Raw genomic sequence first — 25,198 nt, 5'->3', positions numbered from 1 at the left:
ATGACTAAGGATGAATTGACAGAGCTTGTAAGACATGCAGGTGTTGTGGGGGCTGGAGGAGCGGGATTCCCCACCCATGTGAAGCTTCAGGCTACAGATATAGATACCTACGTCATAAACGGCGCTGAATGCGAGCCGCTCCTTTACGTAGATCAGACCTTGATGTTAAATTGGGCCTCCTATCTGATAGCTGCATCTAAGGCCATATCGTCTGTCATGGGGTGTAAGGTCGTTTTTGGGGTAAAACAAAAACATGGCGACTGCATAAGCGCCTTGCAGGCTGCAGGAGGCGATGTATGCGTTTTAGGCGATTACTACCCGGCCGGAGATGAGGTTATCCTCCTTCACGAGTGCGTCGGCCGTATTGTCCCTGAGGGCGGCTTGCCGCTCCATGTGGGCGCCATCGTAAACAACGTAGAGACGCTTTACAATATAGGTCGGGCTTTAGAGGGAAAACCCGTAACTCATAGCTTCGTCCAGGTCGGAGGAGCGGTCCTCTCTCCAGGCGTATGGAGCGTTCCCCTGGGAGTGGAGGCCTCAAAGTTGGTCGAGGCTGCCGGGGGACTGACCGTCGATGAGCCCGTGTTTGTGGACGGTGGTCCAATGATGGGGCAATATCACAAAGATGCAAATTTCCCCGTCACCAAGATGACAAAGGCCATATTGGTACTGCCATCAAACTCTGCCTTTGCAAGGTACGAGAACATGCCGGTCAGCGTAATGCTTAGGCAGGCTCGCGTGGCATGCTGTCAGTGCAGCGAATGCACCATGGTATGTTCCCGCTATCTCATAGGCTACGACCTTCGCCCGCATAAGATTATGCAGGCCATGGCTTATGAATCCATGAGATTGCCTGAAATAGTCCAGTCGGCCATGCTTTGTTCAGAATGCAATTTGTGCAGCGGCCTTTATGCATGTCCCATGCACCTTTCCCCAAGGCGGGTAAATCAGGTGATAAAGGGAGCAATGAGGCAACAGGGGGTAAAGCCACAGTTCGAGAAAAAGGCGATATATCCCAGAGCAGAAAGGCCCTTCAGGTTGGTCCCGACCAAGAGGCTGATGTCGCGCCTGGGTCTGGGCACATACGACGTACATCCTCCCTTTAACGGGGAGTTTGTGGCTGAAAGGGTGAAGATACCTCTTAAACAACATACCGGTGCCCCGTCTATTCCCGTCGTGTCGTTGCATGATGAGGTTCAGGAGGGAGATTTGATAGCCAAGCTGCCGGATAATGCCTTGGGAGCTAACGTCCATGCCTCCATCAGCGGCTTGGTCGAGGAGATAACCTCGGAATATATTGCAATTAGGGCTTCAGGCCTGTAGGGGGATGGTTGCCATGGAAAGGGCTATAGGAACTTTCGAGCTTATCAGCGTAGCCAGGGGCGTGGCGACGGTTGACGCTATGCTTAAGGCAGCTAACGTGAAGCTGTTTCATGCCTCGCCAATATGCCCCGGGAAATACCTGATAGTGGTATGGGGACAGGTGGGTGCCGTCAAAAACGCCTTAAACGCAGGAAAGCAAGTGGCGGAGGAGATGTTGACAGACGAGATGCTGCTTCCAAACGTTCACCCTTCCGTCTTTCCTGCCCTGGCATGCACTACAGAGGTGGGCGATATGGGAGCATTGGGCGTGGTAGAAGCGTTGGCTGCTCCCTGCATCATAGAGGCAGCAGATGCGGCTGCCAAGGCTGCTAAGGTAGTTTTGATAGAGATCAGGTTGGGAAGGGGCATGGGGGCTAAGTCCTTCTTCTCCATGGGAGGAGATATTTCTGAGGTCAAGACGGCCCTTACGGTCGCCAAAGAGCTGGTCGCAAGCAAGGGTTTGCTTGTGGATACCTCTTTTATCCCCAATCCCCATCCCGACCTGAAGGGCGCAGTTTTGTAACCTATTTAAACTTATAAGGAGGAATTGGAATGACCAGGATAATGATAGCCCCGGGCAGGTATGTCCAGGGGGCAGGGGCAATGAACGAGGTCGGAAAGCACGTAGCATTGCTTGGCAAAAAGGCACTGGTGCTTGGCGGAAAACGAGGGCTGGATTCCGTTAGGGATGCCATGAAGAAAAGTTTTTCCGAAAACGGCATAGAATATTTTGAAGAGAACTTTGGCGGGGAATGCTGCGACCAGGAAATCGACAGGCTAACGGCGATTGCCAAGCAAAGCGGTGCTGACGTTATAGTTGGCGTCGGCGGAGGAAAGGCGTTAGACACCGCCAAGGCCGTTGCCGAGTACATGAAGGTTCCGGTGGCTTCAATACCCACCATAGCGGCGACGGACGCTCCTTGCAGTGCACTGGCCGTCATCTATACACCTGAAGGCGTATTTGAAAGGTATTTCGTCCTTCCCCATAATCCCAATTTGGTGTTGGTGGATACCAATATAATTGCTAAGGCTCCAACCAGGTTGCTCGTATCCGGCATGGGAGACGCCTTAGCTACGTGGTTTGAGGCAGAAGCGTGCAGCTTCACGAAGGCCCCCAACATGCCCGGAGGCGAGGGGACTGCCGCAGCACTGGCCTTGGCTAAACTCTGTTACGAATTGTTATTGGAATACGGCTTGGATGCCAAGATCGCCTGCGAAGCCCACGCCGTGACTCCCGCATTGGAAAAGATCGTCGAAGCCAATACCCTGCTTTCCGGCTTGGGGTTTGAAAGCAGCGGTTTGGCCGCAGCTCATGCAGTGCATGATGGCCTGACGGTCTTGGAAGAAACTCATAAGTTCTACCATGGGGAGAAGGTATCCTTTGGCACGTTGACGCAGTTGGTGCTTCAGGACGCAGATCCTGACACCATATATGAGGTGCTGGATTTCGCATGCTCCATTGGCCTTCCGGTGACGCTAAAGCAGCTTGGGCTCAAGGATGTAAGTTACGAGAAACTGCTTCCGGCTGCTGAAGCTGCCTGTGCGGAAGGCACCACCATGGCAAACATGCCGTTCAAAGTGACCCCGGAAATGGTCGTAAATGCCATGCTTGGCGCCGATGCATTGGGGAGGGCTTTTTTGGAGGAGTAAGTAAGATACCTAAATGACATAGCCAGTCGGTCCCCGCAATGAAATTTGTAAGCGGGGACCATTTTTGTCCGTACATCGAGCCTGTACTTAAAACTATTTTAATAAGCTAAACCATATTTGTGATGTTGAAAGATAGTTAATGTTGTATAATGAACAAAGGTCATCTGTCGGTTTTCTACTGTGTGAATGACTTATTTCTGCTGTATCGTCGTTAGGGGGTTTATTAATGATTCGTCATCGACTGGGGCTTGTGGTCAATCCCATTGCCGGCATGGGAGGCAGATTGGGGTTAAAAGGTACCGACGGCGAAGAGGTCTTGAGGATCTGCAGGGAAAAGGGGGCGATAGCTGAGGCGCCCAAAAAGGCTGTAGAAGCGCTCCTCCGGCTAGCCCCCTTAAAAAGCGAAATAGAGATAGTCACGTACCCTGGAGAAATGGGCGAGATCGAGGCAAAAGATGCAGGTTTTAATCCTACCGTTATAGGCAAGATCACCCCGGGAGAAACTACCTCGGAAGATACGAGAAGGGCGGCAAAAGAGATAGCAGATTATGGAGTGGATATATTGTTGTTTGCCGGCGGAGATGGGACAGCAAGGGACATATATTCTGCTGTAAAAGACCGCCGGCAAGTAGTGCTTGGCATCCCTGCAGGAGTTAAGATCCATTCGGGAGTGTTCGCAATAAATCCAAGGAGAGCTGGCGAGCTTGCTCTCCTTTATTTGCAGGGAAAGGTCAAGGACGTAAGGGAAGCCGAAGTCATGGATATAGACGAGGAGGCCTTTCGCCAGGGGCGGGTAAGCGCTGCCCTTTACGGCTACCTACTCATTCCTCACGAGAGGACCTTTGTGCAGAGCAAAAAGGCAGGACAGGCCGCATCGGACATGATCGACTTGGAGGGCATATCTTATTATATTTTAGACCACATGGATAAAAATCAAGGAGCCCTGTACATCATAGGGCCCGGCACTACCACCAGGGCTATAAAGCAGAAGATAGGAGATAAATACACCTTGCTTGGGGTGGATGTGTGCCAGAATAAAAAATTTATTGCCCTAGATGCTGACGAAAGCACCTTGCTTCAACTTCTCTCGGGCGTGCAGAAGGCATTTATAGTGGTCACCATAATAGGCGGACAAGGCTATATCTTTGGAAGGGGGAACCAGCAGATAAGCCCTAGGGTGATAAGGAAGGTAGGCTTGGAGAACATAATTGTCATAGCCACGCGCAACAAGGTTAGCGCCTTGGGCTATAACCCGTTGCTGGTAGACACAGGCGACGAAGAGTTGGATCAAGCGCTTTGTGGCTATGTTAGGGTTGTGACCGGGTATCTCGAGCAGCGGCTCATGAAGGTCTCGATCTAGACTAAAAGGAGGTATTTCAAGTGGAGTTTGCAGACCTCACATCGTCCCTGCATAGGGCTTTGTCGGAGTTGTTGGCCTTGGCCGAACTGAAACCGAAGGATATTTTGGTGGTGGGATGCAGTACGAGCGAGATCTTGGGAAAGAAGATAGGATCTGCCTCCAACCTCGAAGTGGCACGTGCCATAATGGAAGGCATCGAACCATTGACGAAGAAATTTGATTTATTCATTGCAGTGCAGTGTTGCGAGCACTTAAACAGGGCTTTGGTCGTTGAGGAGGAGTGTGCGACGAAATATCAGCTTGAGATCGTGACCGTGCTTCCTCACCTTAAAGCGGGCGGTGCACTTGCGGTGGTCGCTTACGAGAAGTTCGACAAGCCCGTAGTGGTAGAAAAGATAGAGGGGCATGCAGGCATTGATATAGGAGATACCATGATAGGCATGCACCTTAAGAGGGTCGCCGTTCCCGTGAGGTCAGGAATAAAGAGAATTGGCGATGCAAATCTGGTCATGGCACGTACTCGACCCAAGCTGATAGGGGGAGAAAGGGCAAAATATCCCCCATACTTCGTAAAATGACATCGAGCGATTTTCTTGACGTGGCATTGGTCAACATGCCCTTTGCCAGCATCAGACAACCATCCTTTGCACTTGGTTTGCTTGCAAGCTCGATCAGGGGAAAATATAAAGTTAAGACTTTCGATTTTAATGTGGATTTCGCCGAGATTATAGGCTTAGACCTTTATGATGAAATATCTACGTGGCATATTGTAGATTTGCTTGGCGATAGGTTATTTGCTCAAGATCTCTATGGAAGTCTCATCCCTCCCTTTGAGGAATACGTAGAAAGGATTCTGAAGGGAAAAGCCCAAGAGCACGAAGCTCCCTTCGAAAAGAGATCGGTCGACGAAACATTTTACGATGGGCTTGTCGAGATCCAAAGTGCCGTGGGGCCCTTTCTGGAAAAGTGCTTACAAGCCATAGCAGAGGCCAACCCTAAGGTGGTGGCCTTTACGAGCATGTTTCATCAGCAGATAGCTGCTCTGTCTTTAGCAAAGAGGATCAAGGATGTGTTTAGTCAAACGTTAATAGTCTTTGGCGGAGCAAACTGCAAAAATGTCATGGGCGAGGAGCTTTTGAGGTGCCATCCCTTTGTGGATGCCGTGTGTCTGGGCGAGGGCGACAGCGCCTTTAAGTCGCTCGTCGATGCTTACATGTCCGATCAAAGCTTGGACGACATAGATGAAATTTTAGGGATGGCTCTTCAAAAAAACATCGAAGGAAAGGTATCCTTAGAAAGCGATCTAAATAGCGTGCCCATGCCGGATTACAGCGATTATGCATCGCTTTACGAACAAAGGAAGTTTATGGGCCAAGTTAGGGCCAGGATATTTTTCGAGATGTCCAGGGGTTGTTACTGGGGCCAGAGGAAGAGGTGCATCTTCTGCGGCCAATCTAGCGAGACGTTGCGCTTTAGAAAGAAAAGTCGAGGTCGTATAATCTCGGAAGTCAGAAGCCTCGTGAGCGATTACCCCGGTTTTTGCTTATCTCTAAGCGATGAATCCTGCGACGCGGAAATGCTTGACTCGCTTATGGAAGCGCTTGCCATGTTTGAGAGAAAGCCTGAGATTGTCTACCTTCAGGTTAGGCCCGATATTGACATGATCTCCATCAAGAAGCTGGCAGAATGTGGGCTCAAAAGGGTAGAAGCAGGCATTGAATCCTTAAGCTCAAAGGTTTTGTCCATAATCGGCAAAGGCGTAAGCGCACTTCAAAACATAGCCTTCCTCAAGGGGTGTCGTGAAGCAAAAATAACGCCGGTGTGGAACTTTCTGTGGGGTTTTCCGGGCGAACCCATTGAGGCTTACGAGAACATGGCAAAGATCATGCCTCTGCTTTATCATTTGCCTCCGCCCAACTATGCTGGCCCTTTCAGACTTGACCGTTTTAGCCCCTGTTTTGAGGATCCCGAAAGATATGGCATAAAGCGGATAAGACCCTACTCCTCTTACGCCTTCACATATCCCTTTGGCGAAAAAGCTACGAACAATTTAGCCTCTTTTTTTACCTTCGAATATCAGATCCCCCAAAATTGCGCCGAGTATGCCCATGAACTTCGGGAAAACATATTTTTCTGGAAGGAAATTCATCCCAAAAGTTCGCTTTGTTTTTCACGCGACGAGGAAGGGCTCATAATCGACAAAAGGTCCGGCGAGGGCGAATGGCACATAAGGCTTGATCCCTTGACATTGGCGGTTTGCAAAGCTTGCAGTAAGCCCGTGACCATTGAGGCTATCGCGTTAAGTTTAAGTGAAAAAGGTTTCGTAGAAGATGAAAATAAGATTAAGCAATCTATTATCAATTTAATAAAATATGGCATAGTATTGAAGGAAGGCAAGATGTTGTTGAGCCTTGTTACCAAGGAAGAGGTGATGCCCTGAGGAAATGTATCGGGTTATTTAGCGCTTCAAAATTTATCATTTGGGAGGGGTAACAGCATGGAAGAGAAGGAAAAGAGAAGGGCACATCCTTATATCCCCAATTCCGTTCCCGAAATTAAGGAGGAGTTGCTGAAGGAAATAGGGATTGAAAGCGCGGAAGATATTTTTGGTCAAATCCCAGAACATTTAAGGCTTAAAAGGCCTCTAAACATCCCCAAGGCAATCACATCGGAATACGAGCTTAAAAAACATGTAACTGACCTGCTTTCCAAGAACAAAAATTGCGAGGAATACCTAAACTTTCTGGGCGGCGGATGCTGGCAGCACTACGTGCCGGCAGTTTGTAAGACCATAATGGAAAGGGATGAATTTTTGTCCGCCTACGTCGGAGAGGCCTTCGCAGATCATGGCAAATTTCAGGCCCAGTTTGAATACGCAAGCTGCATAGGCGAACTGGTCGACATGGATATGGTGAACACTCCTACCTACGATTGGGCCATGGCATGTGCCACCACCGTAAGGATGGCATCGCGCATGACGGGAAGAGGCAAGGCATTGGTGGCCGAATCGATCAGCCCCGAGCGTTTGTCATGCATCAAAAACTACGCATGGTCTGCGACTCCGGATATAGAGATGGTCAAGTACGATCCGAAAACCGGCTTGCTCGATATTGACGATTTAAAAAGCAAGCTGTCCGACGACGTATGCGTCTTGTATATGGAAAATCCTAATTTCTTCGGCGTCATAGAAAGCCGGGGACAGGAGATAGCCGACCTTCTTCATTCTAAGGGGGCGTTGCTGTCGGTGGGCGTGGATCCTCTTTCTTTAGGCGTGCTTGAACCACCTGCCCACTACGGTGCCAATTTTGCCTGTGGCGATGTGCAGCCTATGGGCATTCCCATGAGCTATGGCGGCGGCTTGGGTGGATTTATCGCTACTCCCGACGAGCCTAAGTTCGTGGCGGAGTATCCCTCTTTGCTTTTTGGAATAGCGGAGACCGTGGAAGACGGAGAATACGGATTTGGCGAGGTCTTGTACGAGAGGACGTCTTATGCATCTCGCGATAAGGCCAAGGACTTCTTGGGGACGATGGCCCAGCTTCACGGCATCGTGGCAGGCGTCTACATGGCCTTGATGGGACCGCAGGGAATGAAGGAATTGGGCGAGGGATTACTTCAGAGGGCTTCTTATGCCGCTAAAAAGCTTTCGTCCGTCAAGGGAGTTAAGGCGCCACTCTTTGACTCCTATCACTTTAAAGAATTTACGGTTAATTTCGACGGGACAAAAAAGACGGTTGCAGAGATAAATAAAGCCCTGCTTGACCACAAAATATTTGGCGGCAAAGACCTGTCGAAGGACTTCCCTGAAATGGGGCAAAGCGCCCTCTTTTGCGTGACGGAGCTTCACGGCAAAGAGGACATAGACATACTGGCGGATGCTCTGGCCTCCGTCGTAGGCATGTAAGGGTAGGAGGGGATATGAGATGGAGGACGTTAAATTGAGAAATTTTCATCAGGCCCATTGGAACGAGCCGATAATATTTGAGCTCTCCGTTCCGGGGCGAAGGGGCCTAATCCCTCCGGCTCCGGACGAGGAAATCAAGAAGGAGGCGGGCGATGCGAAAAATCTCGTGCCAAAGGGGATGTTTCGAGAGCAACCTCCGGCATTGCCCGAGCTGGATCAAAAGAGGGTTTTGGCTCATTATATCCACCTTGCCCAGGAGACGCTTGGAGCAAACCTGTGTAACGACATAAGCCAAGGCACGTGCACGATGAAATATAACCCCAGGATCAACGAAGAACTGGCGGCACATCCGGGTATAGCTTCCCTTCATCCCTGGCAGGATGTGGATACCGTTCAAGGGATACTTCAAATGTATTACGAATTCGAGGAGATCCTCAAAGAAGTCTCCGGGATGGACAAGTTCAGTTTGCATCCACAGGGCGGGGCTCATGCCGTTTACACGGCAGCAAGCATAATGAGGGCTTATCATCGCGATCGCGGCGAATTGGATAAACGCAGGGAAATCATAAGCGCAGCCTTTACGCACCCCTGTGATCACGCAGCCCCTGCAACGGCCGGCTTCAGGCTGATAATCCTTCCTCCCAGCGAGAACGGCTATCCTTCAATAGAAGCGGTCAAGGCTGCCGTATCGGAAAGGACCGCCGGGATGTTCATAACCAACCCCGAGGATACCGGGATATACAACACGGAGATCGACCAATTCGTCAAGATAGTGCACGATGCAGGCGGCCTGTGTTTTTACGATCAAGCAAACGCAAACGTCCTTCTGGGAATAGCAAGGGCACGCGAGGCCGGATTTGACATGTGTCACTTCAATATTCACAAGACCTTCGGCACCCCTCACGGCTGTTCGGGGCCAGGCTTAGGTGCACTGGGCGTAAGGGATTATCTGGCAAAGTACCTGCCCTTCCCAACGGTCGAGTACGACGGGGAAAAGTATTACCTCGATTTCGACAGGCCGGAAAGCGTGGGCAAAATAAGGCAGTTTCAAGGTCCTGCAGGGGTATTGGTGCGCGCCTACGCCTGGATCAGGGCCATAGGACAGGAATATCTCAAGGAAGTATCCGAGATATCTACGATAAACCACAATTACCTGCAAAAGAAGCTGCAGGAATTGATCCCTGAAATAGACGTACCATACGCACCCGGAAGAAGACGCCTTGAGGAAGCCCGTTACTGTTGGCAGAAGTTGTTCGAGGCGACGGGAATTAGTACGACGGACATCATGAGACGCGTGGGCGATTTTGGCCTGCAGCATTACTGGACGAGCCATCATCCCTGGGTTGTGCCTGAACCTATGACGCTTGAGCCCTGCGAAAGCTACGGCAAGGAGGATCTGGATGAATACGCAGCAGTTTTAAAACACATCCGCGATGAGGCTTACTCAGATCCTGAAGTTGTGAAAAATGCGCCTCATAAGTGTGCATCTCACAAGTTGGCCGATGAGTCTGCGCTGGATGATCCCAAGCGTTGGGCAACCACATGGAGGGCGTACGTAAAGAAAAAAGGTCGAACCTAAGCCAGTTGGACGAAGTAGAGTAGATAGAAATATAATGGTGGCAAGGCCTCTGAAAAAGGTGACCAATGGGCTTTGCCGCCTTTTTATATGACCGGAAAGCTGATCGAGAGGTGATTGAGATAGTGGATGAAGAGAAATTGAAGGAAAAGGTGGAGGAGTACTTGCGTTCCTTGCAAGAAAAAGGTTTTCGCATTACCAGTCAAAGGAGGCTCATAGTAGAGACCATACTTCAAAATTGGGATAAACATCCGAACGTCAGAGAGCTTTTGGACCTCATACAGGAAAAGGATCCCTCCATAGGTCTTGCCACGATCTACCGTACAGTAGAACTCTTGGTGGAGATGGGCTTTCTGCACGAGGTAAATTTAGATGAGGGTTTTAGCCGATTTGAGGTGTCGCGCAAGGATATCCATTTCCATCTTGTCTGTCGCGGCTGTGGCAAGGTGGTGCATCTTGAAGATGAAGATCAAAAGAGCCAGGTTGCGGAAGAGTGGGCTCAAGATATGGGGTTTACTCTCCTTCCGCAAAGCATTGAGCTCTTTGGCGTATGTCATGAATGCCTCGAAAAAGGTTTTGACCCCTCTAGAATGCCCCAAAGGGAATGTCGTTGTCGTCGCAGGAGGCGCATGCATCGCGGACTTATGTGATCCGCTGTTGCAATATCCTCATTGCCCAAAAAAAGGAGGAGTGGATTGTCACGTCCATAGCTATTAAAGCTGAAGGGTTAATCAAGCGGTATGGCGATTTAGTTGCTGTTAACGGCGTAAGCTTCGATGTGGAAGAAGGAGAACTTTTTGGCTTTTTAGGCCCCAATGGTGCTGGGAAAACCACCACCATCCGTATGCTCACAGGGCTATCTAAACCTACAGCAGGCAATGTGGAGCTATTGGGCCTTGACATTAAAGCGAACGCTGCGACGACAAAGGGGTTTACGGGAGTAGTGCCGGAGGCCTCAAACCTTTACGACGAGCTCACGGCCTTGGAAAACCTCCTCTTTATGGGCAAACTCTATGGCGTAAGAAGGAGGGAGAGGTACGAACGAGCTGGGGCGCTGCTTGAGCTCTTTCGCCTGCAGGAAAAGAGGGATCGTCCATTTCGGACGCTCTCTCGGGGGATGAAGAGGTCTCTTACCATTGCCGCAGCCCTCATTCACAACCCTAAGATATTGTTTCTGGATGAACCAACTGTTGGACTTGACGTCATGGCTGCACGCTCTCTCAGAAGTGCTATTCGAAAATTGCGCGATCAAGGGATGACGATATTTTTGACCACCCATTACCTGGAAGAGGCAGACGTTCTGTGCGACCGCATCGCGATCATCGTAAGGGGACAAATTGTCGTGGTCGAAAAGCCCGAAGAGCTAAAGAAAATGGCCACTAAGGAACAGGCCATTGAACTTACCATAAGGGGATCTGCCTCAATATTGGCAGAGCGGCTAGCCGCTCTTATAGGAGCTAAGCCCATCATTGTAGGCTCGAACACTTTGCGTTGCAGCGGCACCGCAAATAGCCTTCTCCCTCATATCTGCCGAGCAATACAAGATACAGGGGCAGAAATTGAGTCTGTTAATACTATAAAGCCCACTCTTGAGGAAGCTTTTGTGAGGATCACCGGGCTTTCTTCAACTATGATGGCGATGGAAAAGGGGGGTAAGTGACGATGCGCGATGACTTGAGGGGAATATGGTGCATCATCGCAAAAGACATGAAGACCTATTACCTTAAACCCCCCGCCATAAGTTGGGGAATAGTCTTTCCCATCGCATGGGTTCTGGCCTTCTATCTCAGAAACCCAGTGGATTTCAAGGGATTGATCCCCGGACTCCTTGCCATGACCGCGTTGTTCAGCACCACTGCTGCGGAAGCGGTGGTGATAAACTTCGAGCTTCGCCTTGGGTCATTGGAGAGGCTTTTACTTGCTCCCATTAGCATTATGGCAATTTTACTTGGGAAAATTCTGGGCGGAGCCATCTTTGGCCTTCTTATGAGCTCACTAGTGGCAGTGATGTGCGTCTTCCTCTTGAATTTTGACTTGCACTGGATATCCTTTTTATCAATTCTTTTGCCGGCCCTGCTGGCATTTTCCACTATGGGATCACTTCTCTGTTTAATGGTAAAGGAGGTCTTTGAGGCTCAAACCCTGCTCAATCTTCCTCGCTTTGTCATGGTATTTATAAGCGGTGTGGTATATCCCGTTGAGGCCATGCCGAAAGCCTTGCAATTTTTAGCTCATCTTTTTCCCCTCACATACGCAGTTAAAGGATTCCAGGGCGTTTCAGGCGTTAGTCAAGGTGCCAATGTAGCGCTTCATGCTGCTGTTTTGATGGCCTTCTTTTTGATTTTTTTCCTTCCGGCGGCCAATCTGCTATCAAAAAAGTTTGAATGACCCTTCATACGCTTGGTAGGAACATATTGACCGGTTATTTCGTTTAAGAATCGTATAATCATATACCTGTTGCCTCTCCTTTGTCGGCAAATGCATTGACAATGACGGTTATTTTAATATAATTATAGTTGATAATGATTATCAATATTAATATCAAGGGGGGGTTTGGGTATGCCCAGAGGATTTGGCAGAGGCGGTTGTGGGTTTGGCTTTCGGGGGCAGAGCCCCGCATGGCCATACGTTGGTATGGGCAGAGGCGGTCTTCCCAGGTGTTGGTACTTCTTGGGCGGTGCTGCAGGGGCGTAGGGGTATGCGCAAGGTACTTCCAATCCTCAAGCAGTGAGCAAGGAGCAGGAAATTGAGCTTCTAAAAGCTCAAGCTGATGCCGTAAAGGCCCAACTCGATGCTATCGAAGCCCGCGTCAGAGAGCTTGAGGGAAAGTAGGGGTGGAGTTTATGAAGATAGCCGTATCGGCGACTGCTCCTGATTTAGATGCGTTGGTAGATCCTCGCTTTGGACGCGCTCCCTACTTCATCATCGTCGATCCTGATTCTATGCAATTTGAGGCTATGGAAAATAGCAGCGGAAGTGCTCCAGGAGGGACGGGAATCAGCGTTGCTCAGGCGATAGTGGGAAAAGGGGTACAGGCAGTGCTTACAGGAAGCTGTGGTCCCAATGCATATGAGGTCCTATCTGCCGCTGGCGTGCAGATCATCACAGGCGTTTCTGGCACAGTAAGGGATGCCTTTTATCTTTTAAGCAGGGGAAGTTGGCGTCTACGCCTGCCCCAGATGTCCCTCCTCACTTCGGGCGCACTGATGAGTTAACTTCTGGACATTAGAGCGGCAATGGTAGCAAAAGCTGTAAATACGTGCGAGGGGGTGGGGATGTGATCGTCTCCGTAGCGAGCGGCAAAGGCGGTACAGGGAAAACGCTGGTGGCCACGAGTTTAGCCTTGGCCGTAAGCGAACGTACTTCAGTACAGATATTGGACTGTGACGTAGAAGAACCTAATGCCAACCTGTTTCTGCGCGCGTCTATCGAAAGAACAGAGCCTGTGTATGTCCCCACTCCCAGAATAGACGCTGATAGGTGTAATCATTGTGGCAGATGCGCAGAAGTATGTGCCTATCATGCCATAGCGTCCCTTCCGAGCAAGGTGATTGTTTTTCCTGAGCTGTGTCACGGTTGTGGAGCCTGTTCTTATTTGTGTCCAGAGTCAGCTATTGTAGAAGCTAATAGGCAGGTAGGTGTTGTTGAAGTAGGTTATCGCGGAAATCTGGAACTTGTCCAGGGAAGGCTCAATACAGGGGAACCCATGCCAACGCCAGTAATAAGGAAAGCCAAGATGTATATATATGGTCAAACCGATAATCATAGGGACGTGATAATAGATGTGGCTCCGGGCACCTCTTGCCCAGTGGTAGAGGCTGTAAATTAATCGGTAAACTTCCCTTCGACGAGGTTTTTATTGAAGCTATATCGCGGGGAGTGCCGGTGGTAGAGGTCGATAGGGGAAATATAAAAGACGAAATAGAGCGAATGTGGGGTACCATTGTTACGAGGGTAGAAATCAATAGAAATAGGAGATGATGTCATGAAAGTGATGATTGCTGTCGATGGAGATATGGTTTGTTCCCATTTTGGCCACGCTCCAGAATTTAGGCTCGTTGAGATCGACGGAAACAGGGTTGTAAAAAAAGAGATCTACACTAATCCCGGACATGCACCTGGAGTGCTGCCAAGATGGATGAAGGATCTTAATGTGGATATAGTTATAGCAGGAGATATGGGGCCGAGGGCAAGAGATCTGTTTGCCTCTTTCGGCATAACGGTTCAAACGTGCCATCCCATGAACGTAGACAGCGCGCTCGAAGCATTTATAAAGGGCGAGCTTTCCGGCAGTTCCAACTCTTGTCATCATGGTGAGGGAGGCGACAACGGGAGTTGCTCACAATAAGCATCATTTGAAGAGACGCACGGGCTACAAGGGCAACGCCTCTGACATTAGCTCTATATTTATATAACATATAAATATCTTAACATACTAGGCCGCGTCCAGTCTTTGGCAGGCTCTTGACACATGAGTGTTACTAATTATACTGTGAGTAACACTCATGTGGAGGGCTTCAAATGTCAAGTAGGGATACCATTGAAATTTATGAAGTATATGCTTATCGCCGCAAAGTTGTATTTGTTGTTCTTGTCTTAGCCCTCTTGGTTATGGTTTTCCTTTCCCTCTCTGTGGGTTCTTCTCAGGTGAACTTAAGAGATGCTTTCATCGCCCTGTTAGGGCGTTCCGATGACGTTACATCTACCATCCTATGGCGTATCAGGCTTCCGAGGATCATTGGAGCGGTCCTCGCCGGATGGGGGCTTGCCATGGGAGGGGTGGCGATGCAGTGCATCCTGCACAACCCCCTTGCTTCGCCCTATACGCTTGGCGTCTCTCAGGGGGCAGCATTTGGCGCTGCCTTTGCTCTCGTTGTTTTAGGCCTGGGGCCGAGCGCCAAAAACGAAGGATTCTTGGCAGGCTTACCTTGGGGCGTGAGCATGTTCGCCTTTTTAGGGGCCTTTGCCTCCACGTGGCTCATCTTGTTCTTGAGCCAAAGAAAGCGTTTATCACCCGAAGCAATTGTCCTGTCAGGGGTGGCCTTGTCAGCGCTCGCCACGTCTGGAACCATGATGATCCAATATTTCGCCAGCGACATTGAGGTAGCATCCATCGTGTTCTGGACCTTCGGGGATGTGGGGAGAGCCTCTTGGAGCGAACTTTTTCTAATGTTTTGCCTTCTTGTGCCTACCAGCTTGTTTTTTATGATCCACAGGCTTAATTTTAACGCCCTAGCAATGGGGGATGATGTGGCAAAAAGCCTTGGGGTAAACGTTGAAACTCTAAGAAAGACGAGCCTTATTATGGCTGCTTTGGTTGCCGCTTTGGCAGTTGCAACCTTTGGAGTAATTGGGTTTATAGGGCTGGCAGCACCTCATATTACCCGTAGGATAACAGGGGGAGATCACCGTCATTTACTTCCTCAATCGTGCTTCATGGGAGCTTTAATCTTATTAAGTGCAGATACCGTAGCTAGGAGCATTATGGCCCCAATCGTTCTTCCTGTAGGTATTGTGACTTCTTTCATGGGTGCGCCGCTTTTTCTTTACCTGCTTATAAAAGGGGGTAATCTAAGATCCTAAGGGCAAAGGATATAACATTTGGCTACAGAAAAGAAGTTATCTTGCAAGGGGTAAGTATTTCCGTGGACAGAGGAACCATTACGGCAGTTCTTGGCATGAACGGCTCGGGTAAAACGACGATCATCAAGTGCCTAAACGGGCTTCTAAAGCCTTGGTATGGAGTGGTGATGCTCGATGGAGAAAGTTTAAGTACGCTAAACCGTGAGCAGATAGCAAGAAAGGTCGCTTACGTGCCACAGCGTTCTTATGAGAGCGACCTTTCCGTCTTCGATGCTGTTCTATTGGGACGAAAACCGCACATAAAATGGAACCCATCGAATATCGATCTGGAAATAGTCAGCGATGCATTGCGTACCATGGGGCTTGAAGAGTACGCCCTTCGCCCTGTCAGAGAACTTTCTGGAGGGGAGATTCAGCGAGTTGCTCTAGCCCGAGCCCTAGCACAAGAGGCAGAGGTGCTCCTGCTCGATGAACCGACCAGCAGCCTTGACCTTCATCGCCAGTTAGAGGTGATGAATCTGCTCTGCGAGTTGGCAAGAGAGAGGGGCATGGCGATAGTTCTTTCTGTCCATGACATAAACTTGGCCCTTCGCTTTGCCGACAAATTTCTCTTGCTGCGAGATGGTAGGGTTTATGCCTACGGCGAACGAGATATACTCACTCCCAAGCTCATAGAGGAAGTTTTTAACGTTCCTGTTGTTATGCAGCACGTATATGATCAACTAATAGTCATTCCAATATTCGATGCCAGGGATGCCAAAAATGATGAAAGAAGTTATATAAAGGTTGGGGCGGGAGCATGAAGATGGGAATATTTGTATTGAAGCGAATTCTGGCCTTTAGTGCGGTGCTTGCCCTACTTTGGATGACTTCCTCTGTCGCATTGGCAGGATCTATTACCGTTACAGATATGGCAGGCAGATCCGTAACGATTGACCTTCCCGTGAAAGGGATAGTTTGTGCAGGACCGGGAGCCCTTAGGCTTATAGCTTATATGAATCAGACGGAAAAAGTTGTCGGCGTGGAGGAAATTGAAAGGGATCCGACGGGACGACCTTATGCATACGCCCATCCGGAGTTCAAATCCCTTCCCACGATAGGTCCAGGGGGACCAGCCTACATAGACCGCGGACCAGATCCAGAAGCAACACTTGCCTGCAAGCCCGACCTGCTCTTTGTAACGTATATGCAAGGGCAAAACGCAAATAAACTACAGAACAAACTGGGCGTTCCCGTTGTAGTGCTGTCCTATGGTGACTTGGCGACTTTCGACGAGACAGTTTTCGATTCCTTCAGGCTGATCGGACGAATAATGGAATGCAACGATGGAAGGGCAGATGCCCTCGTCGAATTTTTCACGCAGATGAAGAAAGACTTATTTGAACGAACAGCAGCAGTGAGCAAACATCGGCAAAAAGTATATGTAGGCGGGATTGGACATAAAGGGTCGCATGGCATCGATAGCACTCTTAGGTCCTATCCTCCTTTTGAATTTTTAGGCGTTAAAAGCGTCGTAGAGGGACTAAAAGGCGACCATATTTTTATAGATAGGGAAAAACTCTTGGAATGGGATCCGGACGTGATTTTCATCGATGGCGGCGGAAGGCATCTAATCCAGGCTGATATAGAAAAAAATCCGCACTTTTACGAACACCTGTCGGCGTTTAAAAAGGGGAGAGTCTATTTGACTCTCCCCTATAACCACTACACCACAAACTTGGGCACCTGTTTTGCTAACGCTTATTATGTGGGCGCCGTCTTATACCCAGAGGCGTTCAAAGATATAGATCCGGGGAAAAAGGCCAACAATATATATAAATTTCTCTTAGGCAAAGGAGTGTATGATGATATGAAAAGGAGCTTCGGCGGCTACGGCTCATGGCTTCCGATGCATTGAAGCCTTATTGCGCAATTTCAGTGGGCAAGGTTTGTCTTCTGCTCCATGCATAGTGCTTGATGTTGTGCTCTTTTACTGCCTTGTTCAACGGGTTGCCCGAGTCAAAGCTGGTACTGCATGTGGCCGGTCATGTGCATGGAATATGTGTAACTCTACCTATGAATACAGAGAACCAACACTATTGTTGACTACCGATATGCTTCTCTGCGATGTCTTACCCGCATTACCATTACAGCCTTCTTCGCCCGTATTTGGAGGCAAGGGTGCCTATGAGGGGCAATATCGACCTGTACGGCGTCCCCCACGGCGTAAGCGTCGGGATGAGATGTCCTCATGTGGGAGTCGACCACGATTCCCCGCTCCATAAGGATGGTCTCTGCGAGCTTCCCCTTTTAGCTTGCTGAACTTAATCGATATCTTTCGATTGAAAAAGCTGCTGAATATCATGCTCGAACGTCCCTCAACCTTCGTTAGCCTCTTGAGATCTATGTCATGGCATATTTCTTCAAGGGTCTTGCCTGCCTTGAGGTTGGTAGGCTCTATTTAATAGTTAGAGCGGAAACATTCCGGTAATGAGAACCCAAAAGAATAGTTCCTTTGCTTCGGCATTATACTTTATAGATATTGATATTCAATATCTATAAAGTATAATATACAGCGTTTGCTTCACGAGGGGCAAAAGAAATTTCCTGTGTTTTTCCTCATGGAGAGTCATGTATGTTTGGATCAGGATAATCAATTGGGAACGAAGGAGGAATTCGTTATGAATGAAGACCACGATAGTGCGCCAATCGACAAAGCCAAGAAAGAAGGAGTCAATCATGTATTAGCCATAGGAAGCGGCAAGGGGGGCGTTGGAAAAAGCTCCGTTACTGCTCTGTTAGCTGTAGCTTTACAGCGACAAGGATTTAAGGTAGGTATTTTAGACGCAGACATCACAGGGCCATCCATTCCAAAACTTTTAGGGGTGGATGGGATGCCTAAGGCTGCTTGTTCCAGATTGATTCCACCGGTCTCGCCAAATCTTGGGATCCGCGTAATGTCCGTAAATCTTCTCCTAGATGATCCGTACAAACCTGTGATATGGAGAGGACCCCTCATAGCAAACGTTATAAAGCAATTTTGGGAAGATGTGATGTGGGATGAGATTAACTTCCTATTGGTAGACTTGCCGCCTGGCACTTCTGATGCTCCCCTCACGATCATGCAACTATTGCCTTTAGATGGTTTTTTGGCTGTCACATCGCCTCAGTCCCTTTCGGCCATGGTTGTAATTAAGGCAGTGAACATGGCTAACATGTTGTCCATACCAGTTTTGGGTGCAGTGGAAAATATGAGTTATACCATATGTCCTTACTGTCATCAGGAGTGGGAACTCTTCGGTTCTAGCCACTCGGAAGAGTTGGAAGAACATAACATCCCTATTTTGGCTAAACTGCCCATAGATCCGTCAATTGCCAAACTTGGAGATGAAGGCAAGCTTGAAGCCTACGATAACACGGAGGTGATGCAGAGTCTCCTAGCTATCGCAACAAGTAAGTAGCGACGGATGCGACTCCTTATATTCTGAATTGCAAGTTAATTTTATTTGCTTGACATGTCTCTGCGATCAAATTAAAATGATCAGAAATTTACCGCTAGAAGGAGGGGAAACGCAGGTGTTACATCAGGACGTAATACGCATGGAATTGGTCCTAGTGCTAGCTCTGATAATTATAAGCTGCGGGTCCCCTCCCGGAGCATAGGGCTCTTATTACCCTTAGCTTCCAAGGTCGGGACCCGTAGCATAAATGGGCCCCGACCTTTTTTATTTGTTTTACATGAAAGGGGGTGAAAGCAGTGAAGTATGTCATAGGTGTTTTGTCAGAAGATAAGCCGGGCGTATTGTCAAGGATAGCAACGCTAATAGCACGAAGGGGATATAACGTCGAGAGCCTAAGCGTAGGGCGTAGCCATTTGGATGGATTTTCCAGGTTTACCCTGGTCGTGGACGGGGACGAAAGGGTTGTGGATCAAATTGTCAAGCAGCTTGATAAATTGATAGAGACGGTGGAGGTGAGAAATTTGAGCCAGGCTCCCTATGTGGAACGTTGGATCATGTTGATCAAGGTTTCGGCTCCATTGGAGATCAGGCCTCATGTGCTTCAAACGGCCGAAGCCTTTCGGGGAAAAGTTGTCGATGTGGGTGGAGATGCGCTGGTCTTTGAGGTCACTGGGGATAAGGGCAAGGTTGAAGCCTTTTTGGCTGCAATGAGGCCCTTTGGCATATTGGAGGTCGCTTCTAGCGGTGCCGTGGCGATGCAACGCGTAGGATTCGAGAGGAATATCCCCGGAAGAGAAGAGTTCGAATTGAAGTTAGCTTAAGGCTAAAAAATACAAAGAGGAGGTAATTAATATGGCAAAAGTGTACTATGACAGGGATGCTGACATGAAGGCACTGGAGGGAAAGACGGTAGCGATACTGGGTTACGGAAGTCAAGGACATGCCCATGCGCAGAACCTGCGGGACAGCGGGATCAAGGTAGTGGTAGGACTTCACGAAGGAAGCGCTTCCAGGGATAGAGCACGTGCTGACGGACTTGAAGTAAAAGACGTGGAAGACGCCGTTAGAATGAGCGACCTTGTAGTTTTTTTGGTACCGGATCACATCCAGGCCGAAGTTTACAGGAAGCAGGTAGCTCCAAACATGAAAAAAGAAGCCGCACTGGTCTTTGCCCACGGATTTACTATACATTTTCATCAGATAATCCCCCCATCCACGGTGGACGTATTCATGGTTGCCCCCAAAAGCCCAGGACACCTGCTCCGCCGCACTTATCAGGAGGGCAAGGGGGTTCCGGCACTTTTTGCCGTATATCAAAATGCCTCGGGCAAGGCCAGGGAAATGGCTTTGGCTTATGGTCGCGGCTTGGGCTGTGGTCGTGCCGGGTTGATAGAAACGACCTTCGCGGAGGAAACCGAGACTGACCTCTTTGGAGAGCAGGCCGTGCTATGTGGTGGCGTTACGGAGCTGGTGAAGGCGGGATTTGAGACCTTGGTCGATGCAGGCTATCAGCCCGAGATCGCTTACTTTGAATGCTTAAACGAATTGAAGTTGATAGTGGACATGATGTACGAGGGCGGTTTGTCGTGGATGCGCTATTCCGTCAGCGACACTGCCAAATACGGCGATATGGTGGCAGGCAAGCAGGTAATTGATTCAAGGGTGAGGGAGACCATGAAAAAGCTGCTTGAAAATATCCAAAACGGTCTCTTTGCCAAGGACTGGATACTTGAAAACCAATGCAACAGGCCCCAGATGAGGGCCTGGCAGCGAAGGGAAAAGGATCATTTGATAGAAAAAGTTGGATCCGAGCTTAGGAAGATGATGCCGTGGTTAGATGCCAAAAATGCTCCGGAAGATTAGAAAATACAGTCGAACAAAGGAGATGCGAAAAAGATGAGTGACGATTATGTGAGAGTGTTTGATACCACCCTTAGAGACGGAGAGCAATCTCCAGGGATAAATTTGAACGCCCAGGAGAAATTGCAGATCGCATATCAGTTAGCCGCCCTCGGCGTTGACGTCATTGAAGCCGGGTTTCCAGCGGCCTCACCGGGCGATGCCGAGGCCGTACGCTTAATCGCTCAAAGCGTCAAAGGTCCTGCTATTGCAGGGCTTTCCAGGACAAGGCAAGAGGACATAAAGACTGCATTTGAGTCCGTGAAGCACTCCGATCGCCCGAGAATTCATGTGTTTATAGCCACAAGCGACATCCATATGCAGTATAAGCTAAAGATGACGAAAGATCAGGTCTTAGGTGAGATTCGATCGGCCGTAACTTACGCCAGAAGCCTCGTCCCCGACGTGGAGTTTTCGGCAGAGACGGCAGCAGATCAGACCCCAAGTTTTTGGCCCAAGCGTTTAGATTAGCCGCAGACTGCGGTGCCACCACGCTAAATTTGCCCGACACTGTCGGTTACGCCATCCCGGAGGAGTTCAGCGGGTTTTTTGCGAATGTCATGAAAGAAGTGGGAACGAATGGACTCGTATGGTCCGTTCATTGTCACGATGACTTAGGCTTGGCCGTAGCTAATACCTTAGCGGCCGTAAAGGCCGGGGCGAGACAGGTTGAATGTACCATAAACGGCATCGGCGAACGGGCGGGAAACGCATCCCTCGAAGAGATCGTCATGGCATTGAAGACCCGGAGAGAGCACTTTGGCGTAGATACGCACATCAATACGACACATTTATATTCCACAAGCAGGCTTGTCGCTCGCCTGACGGGATTTGTGGTTCCTCCCAATAAGGCCATTGTCGGAGATAACGCTTTCTCCCATGAAGCAGGCATCCATCAGCATGGCGTGCTGTGCGACAAGAGGACGTATGAGATCATAAGGCCACAAGACGTAGGGGCCCCTGAGTCGAAGCTTGTGCTTGGAAAGCATTCCGGCCGGCATGCCTTTGGAGAGAGGATAAAGTCTTTAGGCTACCACCTCACCGAAGAGGAGTTAGCAAAGGCCTTTGTCTTGTTCAAGGATTTGTGCGATAAGAAGGGCATCGTAAGCGACGGCGACATTGAGGCCTTAATCGTGGACGAAATCTTGGGGAATGCGACGAAGAAATCCTTTGAGCTTCGCGACTTCATGATCAGCATTGGCGCAGGCGGCAGGGGCTCCGCCACGGTTGTGCTGGCGGATGGCGAAAAGACAAATAGCGACGCGGCAACAGGTAACGGACCCGTCGATGCGGCCTACAAGGCCATACAGCGCATAATCGGTATTGAGCCGGAATTGGTGAGCTACAAGATATCTGCCGTAAGCGAGAGGTCGGATGCCGTAGGCGAAGCCGTGGTAGTCATAAAGTTTAAGGAGATATTGGCGCAAGGAAGGGGAGCGAGCACGGACGTCATCGAAGCCAGCATAAAGGCATATATCAATGCCATAAACAGACTCGTGCAGATAGCTGAGGCACGAGGCATAAATCTCTTCCCGCAGTGCGTTCCTGCGTAAAGGGAGGAGTGAAGGGGATGTCAAAGACAGACAGGCGAAACTATTTGATAGGGCTTCTGCCCGGGGATGGCATCGGAAGGGACGTAGTGCCGGAGGCCTGCAAAGCAGTTGAGGCAGCAGCGGATCGTTTTGATTTCTCCGTTAGCTGGAAAGAGTTTCCCTACGGTGCCGAGCATTATCTCAAGACCGGCGAGGTGCTGCCCGACGAGGCTTTAGGAGAAATGGGCAAATGTCACGCATTGCTTCAGGGCGCCATAGGAGATCCCAGAGTTTCCCCCGGCATACTGGAGCGGGGCATTCTGCTTAAAACAAGGTTTTATTTCGATCAATACGTGAACTTAAGGCCTGCCGTTTCTTTTCCGGGGGTGCCGTCGCCGCTTAAAGGCGGAGATTGCGTAGATATCGCAGTCGTTCGGGAGAACACGGAAGACCTTTATATAGGCTTGGGTGCAGCTTCAAGCGATGGCGTGAGGATGGAGATAGGCATGAAACGCCCCTCCTACGAGCTGCGGGGGTTTCTAAACTTGAGCGTAGATCCTGCCATGGATATGGCAGCACAAATTGCCTTGGCCACGAAACTGGGGGTAAGCCGAATAACGCGTTATGCATGCGCGTTAGCTCGCCAAAGAGGTGAGAAGGAGATAGTCCTTGCCACTAAATCGAACGCGGTAAAGGAGCTTTATGGCTTCTGGGAAGGCCTAGCGCAAGAAGTTGTGTCGGAGGAGGGGTTGTACCTCAAATTGATAAACGTAGATGCTCTCTGCTACCAACTGGTAAAAGATCCCTCAAGGTTTGGCGTCATTCTTTGCCCAAATCTTTTTGGAGACATCGTGAGCGACCTTTTGGCGGGAATTGCGGGTGGTTTGGGACTGTGTGCCAGTGCCAACATAGGAGATGGCTTGTCCATGTTTGAGCCGGTACACGGATCTGCCCCTGAAATAGCCGGCACGGGGAGGGCTAATCCCCTGGCCGCTATACTTTCGGCCAGCTTGATGCTTGAACACCTTGGAGAGCAACAGGCCTCAGGTGCCGTAAAAGGCGCGGTCTACAGGTATTTGCGTGATTCCTCGAGCTGTGAGCTTCCCATCGAACTTGGAGGGAGCAAAACGACATCTCAGGTTGGAGATGCGGTCAGGTCGATGATCGAGGAGATGTGATGACCATGCGTTTAAGGGGAGCGCAAATGATCGTTAGGGCGTTGGAGATGGAGGGCGTAGATGTGGTCTTCGGCTATCCGGGCGGTACCGTAATTCCTCTTTACGATGCCCTTTATGACTCCAAGATAAGACACGTGCTGATGCGCCACGAACAGGCAGTCGGTCATGCTGCCGACGGATATGCCAGAGCCACGGGAAGGCCTGGCGTATGCATAGTGACTTCCGGACCTGGTGCAACCAACATAGTGACCCCACTTGCGACTGCCCACATGGACTCTACGCCCATAATTGTGATCGCAGGCCAGGTGGCAACGAAATCGATGGGCACGGATGCCTTTCAGGAGGCAGATATATTTGGCTGCTCCATGTCGATGGTGAAGCACAGTTTTTTGCTTAAAAATGCGTCGGAGATACCCACTGCTGTCAGGGGGGCTTTTTACATAGCAACTAGCGGAAGGCCGGGGCCTGTCTTGATAGTATTGCCCGTAAACGTGCAAAACGAAGAGGCGGATTTCAAATATCCTCATAAAGTCGAGTTCCCAGGATATCATCCTGAAAAACTTAAAGATCTGTCGATGTGGAACCAAGTTGTCGACTGCATCAATGGGGCCGACCGACCGGTGTTCATTGCCGGAGGCGGCGTGATCCATTCCGGAGCAAGCGATATATTAAGAAGCTTTGCCGACAAGTTCAGCATTCCTGTCGCCACTACATTGATGGGTAAGGGCACTTACCCGGAGGGAGAACATTTGTCTTTAGGGATGGCCGGCATGCATGGTCGTGTAGCGGCAAACAGGGCGATCATGGAAGCTGACCTGGTGATCGGCGTGGGGACCAGGTTTTCAGACAGGACCACCGGAAACGTCTCTCGTTTTGCCCAAAATGCCAAGATCATACACATCGACGCAGATCCGGCAGAAATCAACAAAAACTTGATGGCACAATATTATTTGGTAGGAGATGCAGGCGAAATAATTTCTGGCTTGCTTGAAGAGGTTAATGCTCGAGATCGTACGGAGTGGCTCAAGCGCATCGAACTTTTTAAGTCGAAGGAAGGATACAGCGAAGCTCAAGCCCTTTCTCCAAGGTGCTTACTATGGACATTGCGCGGCTTGGTCGATGATCGTTCGGTGGTAACCACGGAAGTCGGACAAAACCAGATGTGGTCGGCCCTTCATTGGGATGCCAGAATTCCTAGGACCTTTTTGTCTTCCGGCGGCCTTGGTACCATGGGTTACGGACTTCCGGCTGCGGTTGGGGCATGCATTGCCGGCAGCGGAAGGCCGGTAGTCTGCATATCGGGCGACGGCAGTTTTCTCATGAATGTCCAAGAGCTTGAGACCTGTGTCAGGTACAATCTGCCCGTCAAAGTAGTGGTATTAAACAACTCCAGCCTTGGCATGGTGAGGCAATGGCAGGAACTGTTCTGGAGTGGCCGATATTCGGCAACATTGGAGCCGCCCTCTTGTCCTCTCGTCGAGATAGCTCGGGGATTTGGAGTATCGGGATTTCAAATACGTAGTCCGGAGGAAATGAAGCCCACGTTTCAACAAGCCCTAGACCTAAAGGGTCCCGCTGTCGTGGAATGCCTAATATCGACATCTGAAAAGGTATTTCCAATGGTTCCTCCAGGGGGTGGCATGGACGAGATGATCGTCGAGGCGCAAAGCTGATGGTCCATGAGTCGTCAAAAAGATCAAGCGCCCACTTCTTT

At 49.8% G+C, this 25,198-nt stretch carries 25 protein-coding genes and 1 pseudogene; all 26 read left to right on the top strand.

The genetic code is table 11. From position 1 onward, the window contains the following. The 26 genes and pseudogenes from BUQ78_RS04930 to ilvB all read left to right on the top strand — a co-directional run bounded on the left by BUQ78_RS04930 (position 1) and on the right by ilvB (position 25,157). Positions 1–1,323 carry a 4Fe-4S dicluster domain-containing protein gene (locus BUQ78_RS04930; RefSeq protein WP_074199470.1) on the top strand — a complete coding sequence of 441 codons (1,323 nt, stop codon included), beginning with the start codon at positions 1–3 and terminating at the stop codon, positions 1,321–1,323. A 13-nt stretch (positions 1,324–1,336) separates the two neighbouring features. Continuing rightward, positions 1,337–1,885, top strand: coding sequence for a BMC domain-containing protein (locus BUQ78_RS04925; RefSeq protein WP_014806041.1), 549 nt, complete (start codon positions 1,337–1,339; stop codon positions 1,883–1,885). Positions 1,886–1,914: 29 nt separating this feature from the next. After that, positions 1,915–3,012 carry a glycerol dehydrogenase gene (locus tag BUQ78_RS04920; protein WP_074199469.1) on the top strand — a complete coding sequence of 366 codons (1,098 nt, stop codon included), beginning with the start codon at positions 1,915–1,917 and terminating at the stop codon, positions 3,010–3,012. Positions 3,013–3,238: 226 nt separating this feature from the next. After that, positions 3,239–4,372 (top strand): ATP-NAD kinase family protein, encoded by a 1,134-nt coding sequence (locus BUQ78_RS04915; RefSeq protein WP_074199468.1) that lies wholly within the window; start codon positions 3,239–3,241, stop codon positions 4,370–4,372. Positions 4,373–4,392: 20 nt separating this feature from the next. After that, positions 4,393–4,950: a TIGR01440 family protein gene (locus tag BUQ78_RS04910; RefSeq protein ID WP_074199467.1), complete on the top strand. Its 558-nt coding sequence runs from the start codon at positions 4,393–4,395 to the stop codon at positions 4,948–4,950. Next, on the top strand, positions 4,947–6,812 hold the full coding sequence (locus BUQ78_RS04905) for a RiPP maturation radical SAM C-methyltransferase (RefSeq protein WP_074199466.1): 1,866 nt from the start codon (positions 4,947–4,949) through the stop codon (positions 6,810–6,812). Before BUQ78_RS04910 ends, BUQ78_RS04905 begins: the two co-directional genes overlap by 4 nt. 57 nt (positions 6,813–6,869) lie before the next feature. Then, on the top strand, positions 6,870–8,276 hold the full coding sequence (gene gcvPA, locus BUQ78_RS04900; RefSeq protein ID WP_074199465.1) for an aminomethyl-transferring glycine dehydrogenase subunit GcvPA: 1,407 nt from the start codon (positions 6,870–6,872) through the stop codon (positions 8,274–8,276). 19 nt (positions 8,277–8,295) lie between these two features. Then, on the top strand, positions 8,296–9,855 hold the full coding sequence (gcvPB, locus tag BUQ78_RS04895; RefSeq protein ID WP_074199464.1) for an aminomethyl-transferring glycine dehydrogenase subunit GcvPB: 1,560 nt from the start codon (positions 8,296–8,298) through the stop codon (positions 9,853–9,855). Positions 9,856–9,977: 122 nt separating this feature from the next. Beyond that, positions 9,978–10,502, top strand: a complete 525-nt coding sequence (locus BUQ78_RS04890) for a Fur family transcriptional regulator (protein ID WP_318259517.1) — start codon at positions 9,978–9,980, stop codon at positions 10,500–10,502. Further along, on the top strand, positions 10,463–11,512 hold the full coding sequence (locus BUQ78_RS04885; RefSeq protein WP_318259515.1) for an ABC transporter ATP-binding protein: 1,050 nt from the start codon (positions 10,463–10,465) through the stop codon (positions 11,510–11,512). The genes BUQ78_RS04890 and BUQ78_RS04885 overlap by 40 nt, the downstream gene beginning before the upstream one ends. Positions 11,513–11,514: 2 nt before the next feature. Then, complete coding sequence (locus BUQ78_RS04880) at positions 11,515–12,240, top strand: ABC transporter permease (RefSeq protein WP_074199462.1); 726 nt, start codon at positions 11,515–11,517, stop codon at positions 12,238–12,240. Between the two features lie 171 nt (positions 12,241–12,411). After that, a complete protein-coding gene (locus tag BUQ78_RS10125; protein ID WP_318259514.1) occupies positions 12,412–12,546 on the top strand; it encodes a hypothetical protein in 135 nt (44 codons plus the stop codon). A gap of 149 nt (positions 12,547–12,695) precedes the next feature. Further along, positions 12,696–13,067, top strand: a complete 372-nt coding sequence (locus BUQ78_RS04870) for a NifB/NifX family molybdenum-iron cluster-binding protein (protein WP_318259513.1) — start codon at positions 12,696–12,698, stop codon at positions 13,065–13,067. Between the two features lie 62 nt (positions 13,068–13,129). Then, positions 13,130–13,681, top strand: a complete 552-nt coding sequence (locus tag BUQ78_RS04865; protein ID WP_318259512.1) for a 4Fe-4S binding protein — start codon at positions 13,130–13,132, stop codon at positions 13,679–13,681. Between the two features lie 156 nt (positions 13,682–13,837). After that, the gene (locus tag BUQ78_RS04860) at positions 13,838–14,200 is read left to right on the top strand and encodes a NifB/NifX family molybdenum-iron cluster-binding protein (protein ID WP_074199461.1); all 363 of its coding nucleotides are present in this window, start codon (positions 13,838–13,840) and stop codon (positions 14,198–14,200) included. A 173-nt stretch (positions 14,201–14,373) separates the two neighbouring features. Continuing rightward, positions 14,374–15,435 (top strand): FecCD family ABC transporter permease, encoded by a 1,062-nt coding sequence (locus BUQ78_RS04855; protein ID WP_074199460.1) that lies wholly within the window; start codon positions 14,374–14,376, stop codon positions 15,433–15,435. Positions 15,436–15,476: 41 nt separating this feature from the next. Beyond that, positions 15,477–16,238 (top strand): ABC transporter ATP-binding protein, encoded by a 762-nt coding sequence (locus tag BUQ78_RS04850; protein ID WP_318259510.1) that lies wholly within the window; start codon positions 15,477–15,479, stop codon positions 16,236–16,238. A gap of 2 nt (positions 16,239–16,240) precedes the next feature. Then, complete coding sequence (locus BUQ78_RS04845) at positions 16,241–17,332, top strand: iron ABC transporter substrate-binding protein (protein ID WP_074200171.1); 1,092 nt, start codon at positions 16,241–16,243, stop codon at positions 17,330–17,332. A 269-nt stretch (positions 17,333–17,601) separates the two neighbouring features. Continuing rightward, complete coding sequence (locus BUQ78_RS10120) at positions 17,602–17,736, top strand: hypothetical protein (RefSeq protein ID WP_318259508.1); 135 nt, start codon at positions 17,602–17,604, stop codon at positions 17,734–17,736. A gap of 359 nt (positions 17,737–18,095) precedes the next feature. Then, positions 18,096–18,875, top strand: a complete 780-nt coding sequence (locus BUQ78_RS04840) for an Mrp/NBP35 family ATP-binding protein (RefSeq protein ID WP_074199458.1) — start codon at positions 18,096–18,098, stop codon at positions 18,873–18,875. A 296-nt stretch (positions 18,876–19,171) separates the two neighbouring features. Beyond that, positions 19,172–19,696: an acetolactate synthase small subunit gene (ilvN, locus tag BUQ78_RS04835; protein ID WP_074199457.1), complete on the top strand. Its 525-nt coding sequence runs from the start codon at positions 19,172–19,174 to the stop codon at positions 19,694–19,696. 31 nt (positions 19,697–19,727) lie between these two features. Continuing rightward, a complete protein-coding gene (ilvC, locus tag BUQ78_RS04830) occupies positions 19,728–20,738 on the top strand; it encodes a ketol-acid reductoisomerase (RefSeq protein ID WP_074199456.1) in 1,011 nt (336 codons plus the stop codon). A gap of 33 nt (positions 20,739–20,771) precedes the next feature. Continuing rightward, a pseudogene (locus BUQ78_RS10205) lies at positions 20,772–21,529 on the top strand (2-isopropylmalate synthase); the annotation flags it as partial. Further along, positions 21,506–22,327: an alpha-isopropylmalate synthase regulatory domain-containing protein gene (locus BUQ78_RS10200; protein ID WP_449679064.1), complete on the top strand. Its 822-nt coding sequence runs from the start codon at positions 21,506–21,508 to the stop codon at positions 22,325–22,327. The pseudogene BUQ78_RS10205 and the gene BUQ78_RS10200, both read left to right, overlap by 24 nt. Positions 22,328–22,344: 17 nt before the next feature. Beyond that, positions 22,345–23,484: an isocitrate/isopropylmalate dehydrogenase family protein gene (locus BUQ78_RS04820; RefSeq protein ID WP_074199455.1), complete on the top strand. Its 1,140-nt coding sequence runs from the start codon at positions 22,345–22,347 to the stop codon at positions 23,482–23,484. Beyond that, on the top strand, positions 23,484–25,157 hold the full coding sequence (gene ilvB, locus BUQ78_RS04815) for a biosynthetic-type acetolactate synthase large subunit (RefSeq protein ID WP_084532221.1): 1,674 nt from the start codon (positions 23,484–23,486) through the stop codon (positions 25,155–25,157). Before BUQ78_RS04820 ends, ilvB begins: the two co-directional genes overlap by 1 nt. Positions 25,158–25,198: the final 41 nt, after the last annotated feature.

This window comes from Acetomicrobium flavidum (genome assembly GCF_900129645.1).
Taxonomy (GTDB): Bacteria; Synergistota; Synergistia; order Synergistales; family Acetomicrobiaceae; genus Acetomicrobium; species Acetomicrobium flavidum.
Note: the sequence above shows the minus strand (reverse complement) of the source record. Positions and strands in the feature narration are given on the sequence as shown.

What these genes read in the sequence shown, in the direction of transcription:
- ilvB (WP_084532221.1), top strand. Translation starts at nt 23,484, where the DNA reads ATGACCATGCGTTTAAGGGGAGCGCAAATGATCGTTAGGGCGTTGGAG.
- BUQ78_RS10120 (WP_318259508.1), top strand. Translation starts at nt 17,602, where the DNA reads ATGAGGGGCAATATCGACCTGTACGGCGTCCCCCACGGCGTAAGCGTC.
- BUQ78_RS04840 (WP_074199458.1), top strand. Translation starts at nt 18,096, where the DNA reads ATGAATGAAGACCACGATAGTGCGCCAATCGACAAAGCCAAGAAAGAA.
- BUQ78_RS04845 (WP_074200171.1), top strand. Translation starts at nt 16,241, where the DNA reads ATGGGAATATTTGTATTGAAGCGAATTCTGGCCTTTAGTGCGGTGCTT.
- BUQ78_RS04905 (WP_074199466.1), top strand. Translation starts at nt 4,947, where the DNA reads ATGACATCGAGCGATTTTCTTGACGTGGCATTGGTCAACATGCCCTTT.
- ilvC (WP_074199456.1), top strand. Translation starts at nt 19,728, where the DNA reads ATGGCAAAAGTGTACTATGACAGGGATGCTGACATGAAGGCACTGGAG.
- BUQ78_RS04880 (WP_074199462.1), top strand. Translation starts at nt 11,515, where the DNA reads ATGCGCGATGACTTGAGGGGAATATGGTGCATCATCGCAAAAGACATG.
- BUQ78_RS04870 (WP_318259513.1), top strand. Translation starts at nt 12,696, where the DNA reads ATGAAGATAGCCGTATCGGCGACTGCTCCTGATTTAGATGCGTTGGTA.
- BUQ78_RS04855 (WP_074199460.1), top strand. Translation starts at nt 14,374, where the DNA reads ATGTCAAGTAGGGATACCATTGAAATTTATGAAGTATATGCTTATCGC.
- BUQ78_RS10125 (WP_318259514.1), top strand. Translation starts at nt 12,412, where the DNA reads ATGCCCAGAGGATTTGGCAGAGGCGGTTGTGGGTTTGGCTTTCGGGGG.
- gcvPA (WP_074199465.1), top strand. Translation starts at nt 6,870, where the DNA reads ATGGAAGAGAAGGAAAAGAGAAGGGCACATCCTTATATCCCCAATTCC.
- BUQ78_RS04820 (WP_074199455.1), top strand. Translation starts at nt 22,345, where the DNA reads ATGTCAAAGACAGACAGGCGAAACTATTTGATAGGGCTTCTGCCCGGG.
- BUQ78_RS04925 (WP_014806041.1), top strand. Translation starts at nt 1,337, where the DNA reads ATGGAAAGGGCTATAGGAACTTTCGAGCTTATCAGCGTAGCCAGGGGC.
- BUQ78_RS04860 (WP_074199461.1), top strand. Translation starts at nt 13,838, where the DNA reads ATGAAAGTGATGATTGCTGTCGATGGAGATATGGTTTGTTCCCATTTT.
- BUQ78_RS04920 (WP_074199469.1), top strand. Translation starts at nt 1,915, where the DNA reads ATGACCAGGATAATGATAGCCCCGGGCAGGTATGTCCAGGGGGCAGGG.
- BUQ78_RS04930 (WP_074199470.1), top strand. Translation starts at nt 1, where the DNA reads ATGACTAAGGATGAATTGACAGAGCTTGTAAGACATGCAGGTGTTGTG.
- BUQ78_RS04915 (WP_074199468.1), top strand. Translation starts at nt 3,239, where the DNA reads ATGATTCGTCATCGACTGGGGCTTGTGGTCAATCCCATTGCCGGCATG.
- BUQ78_RS10200 (WP_449679064.1), top strand. Translation starts at nt 21,506, where the DNA reads ATGGCATTGAAGACCCGGAGAGAGCACTTTGGCGTAGATACGCACATC.
- gcvPB (WP_074199464.1), top strand. Translation starts at nt 8,296, where the DNA reads ATGGAGGACGTTAAATTGAGAAATTTTCATCAGGCCCATTGGAACGAG.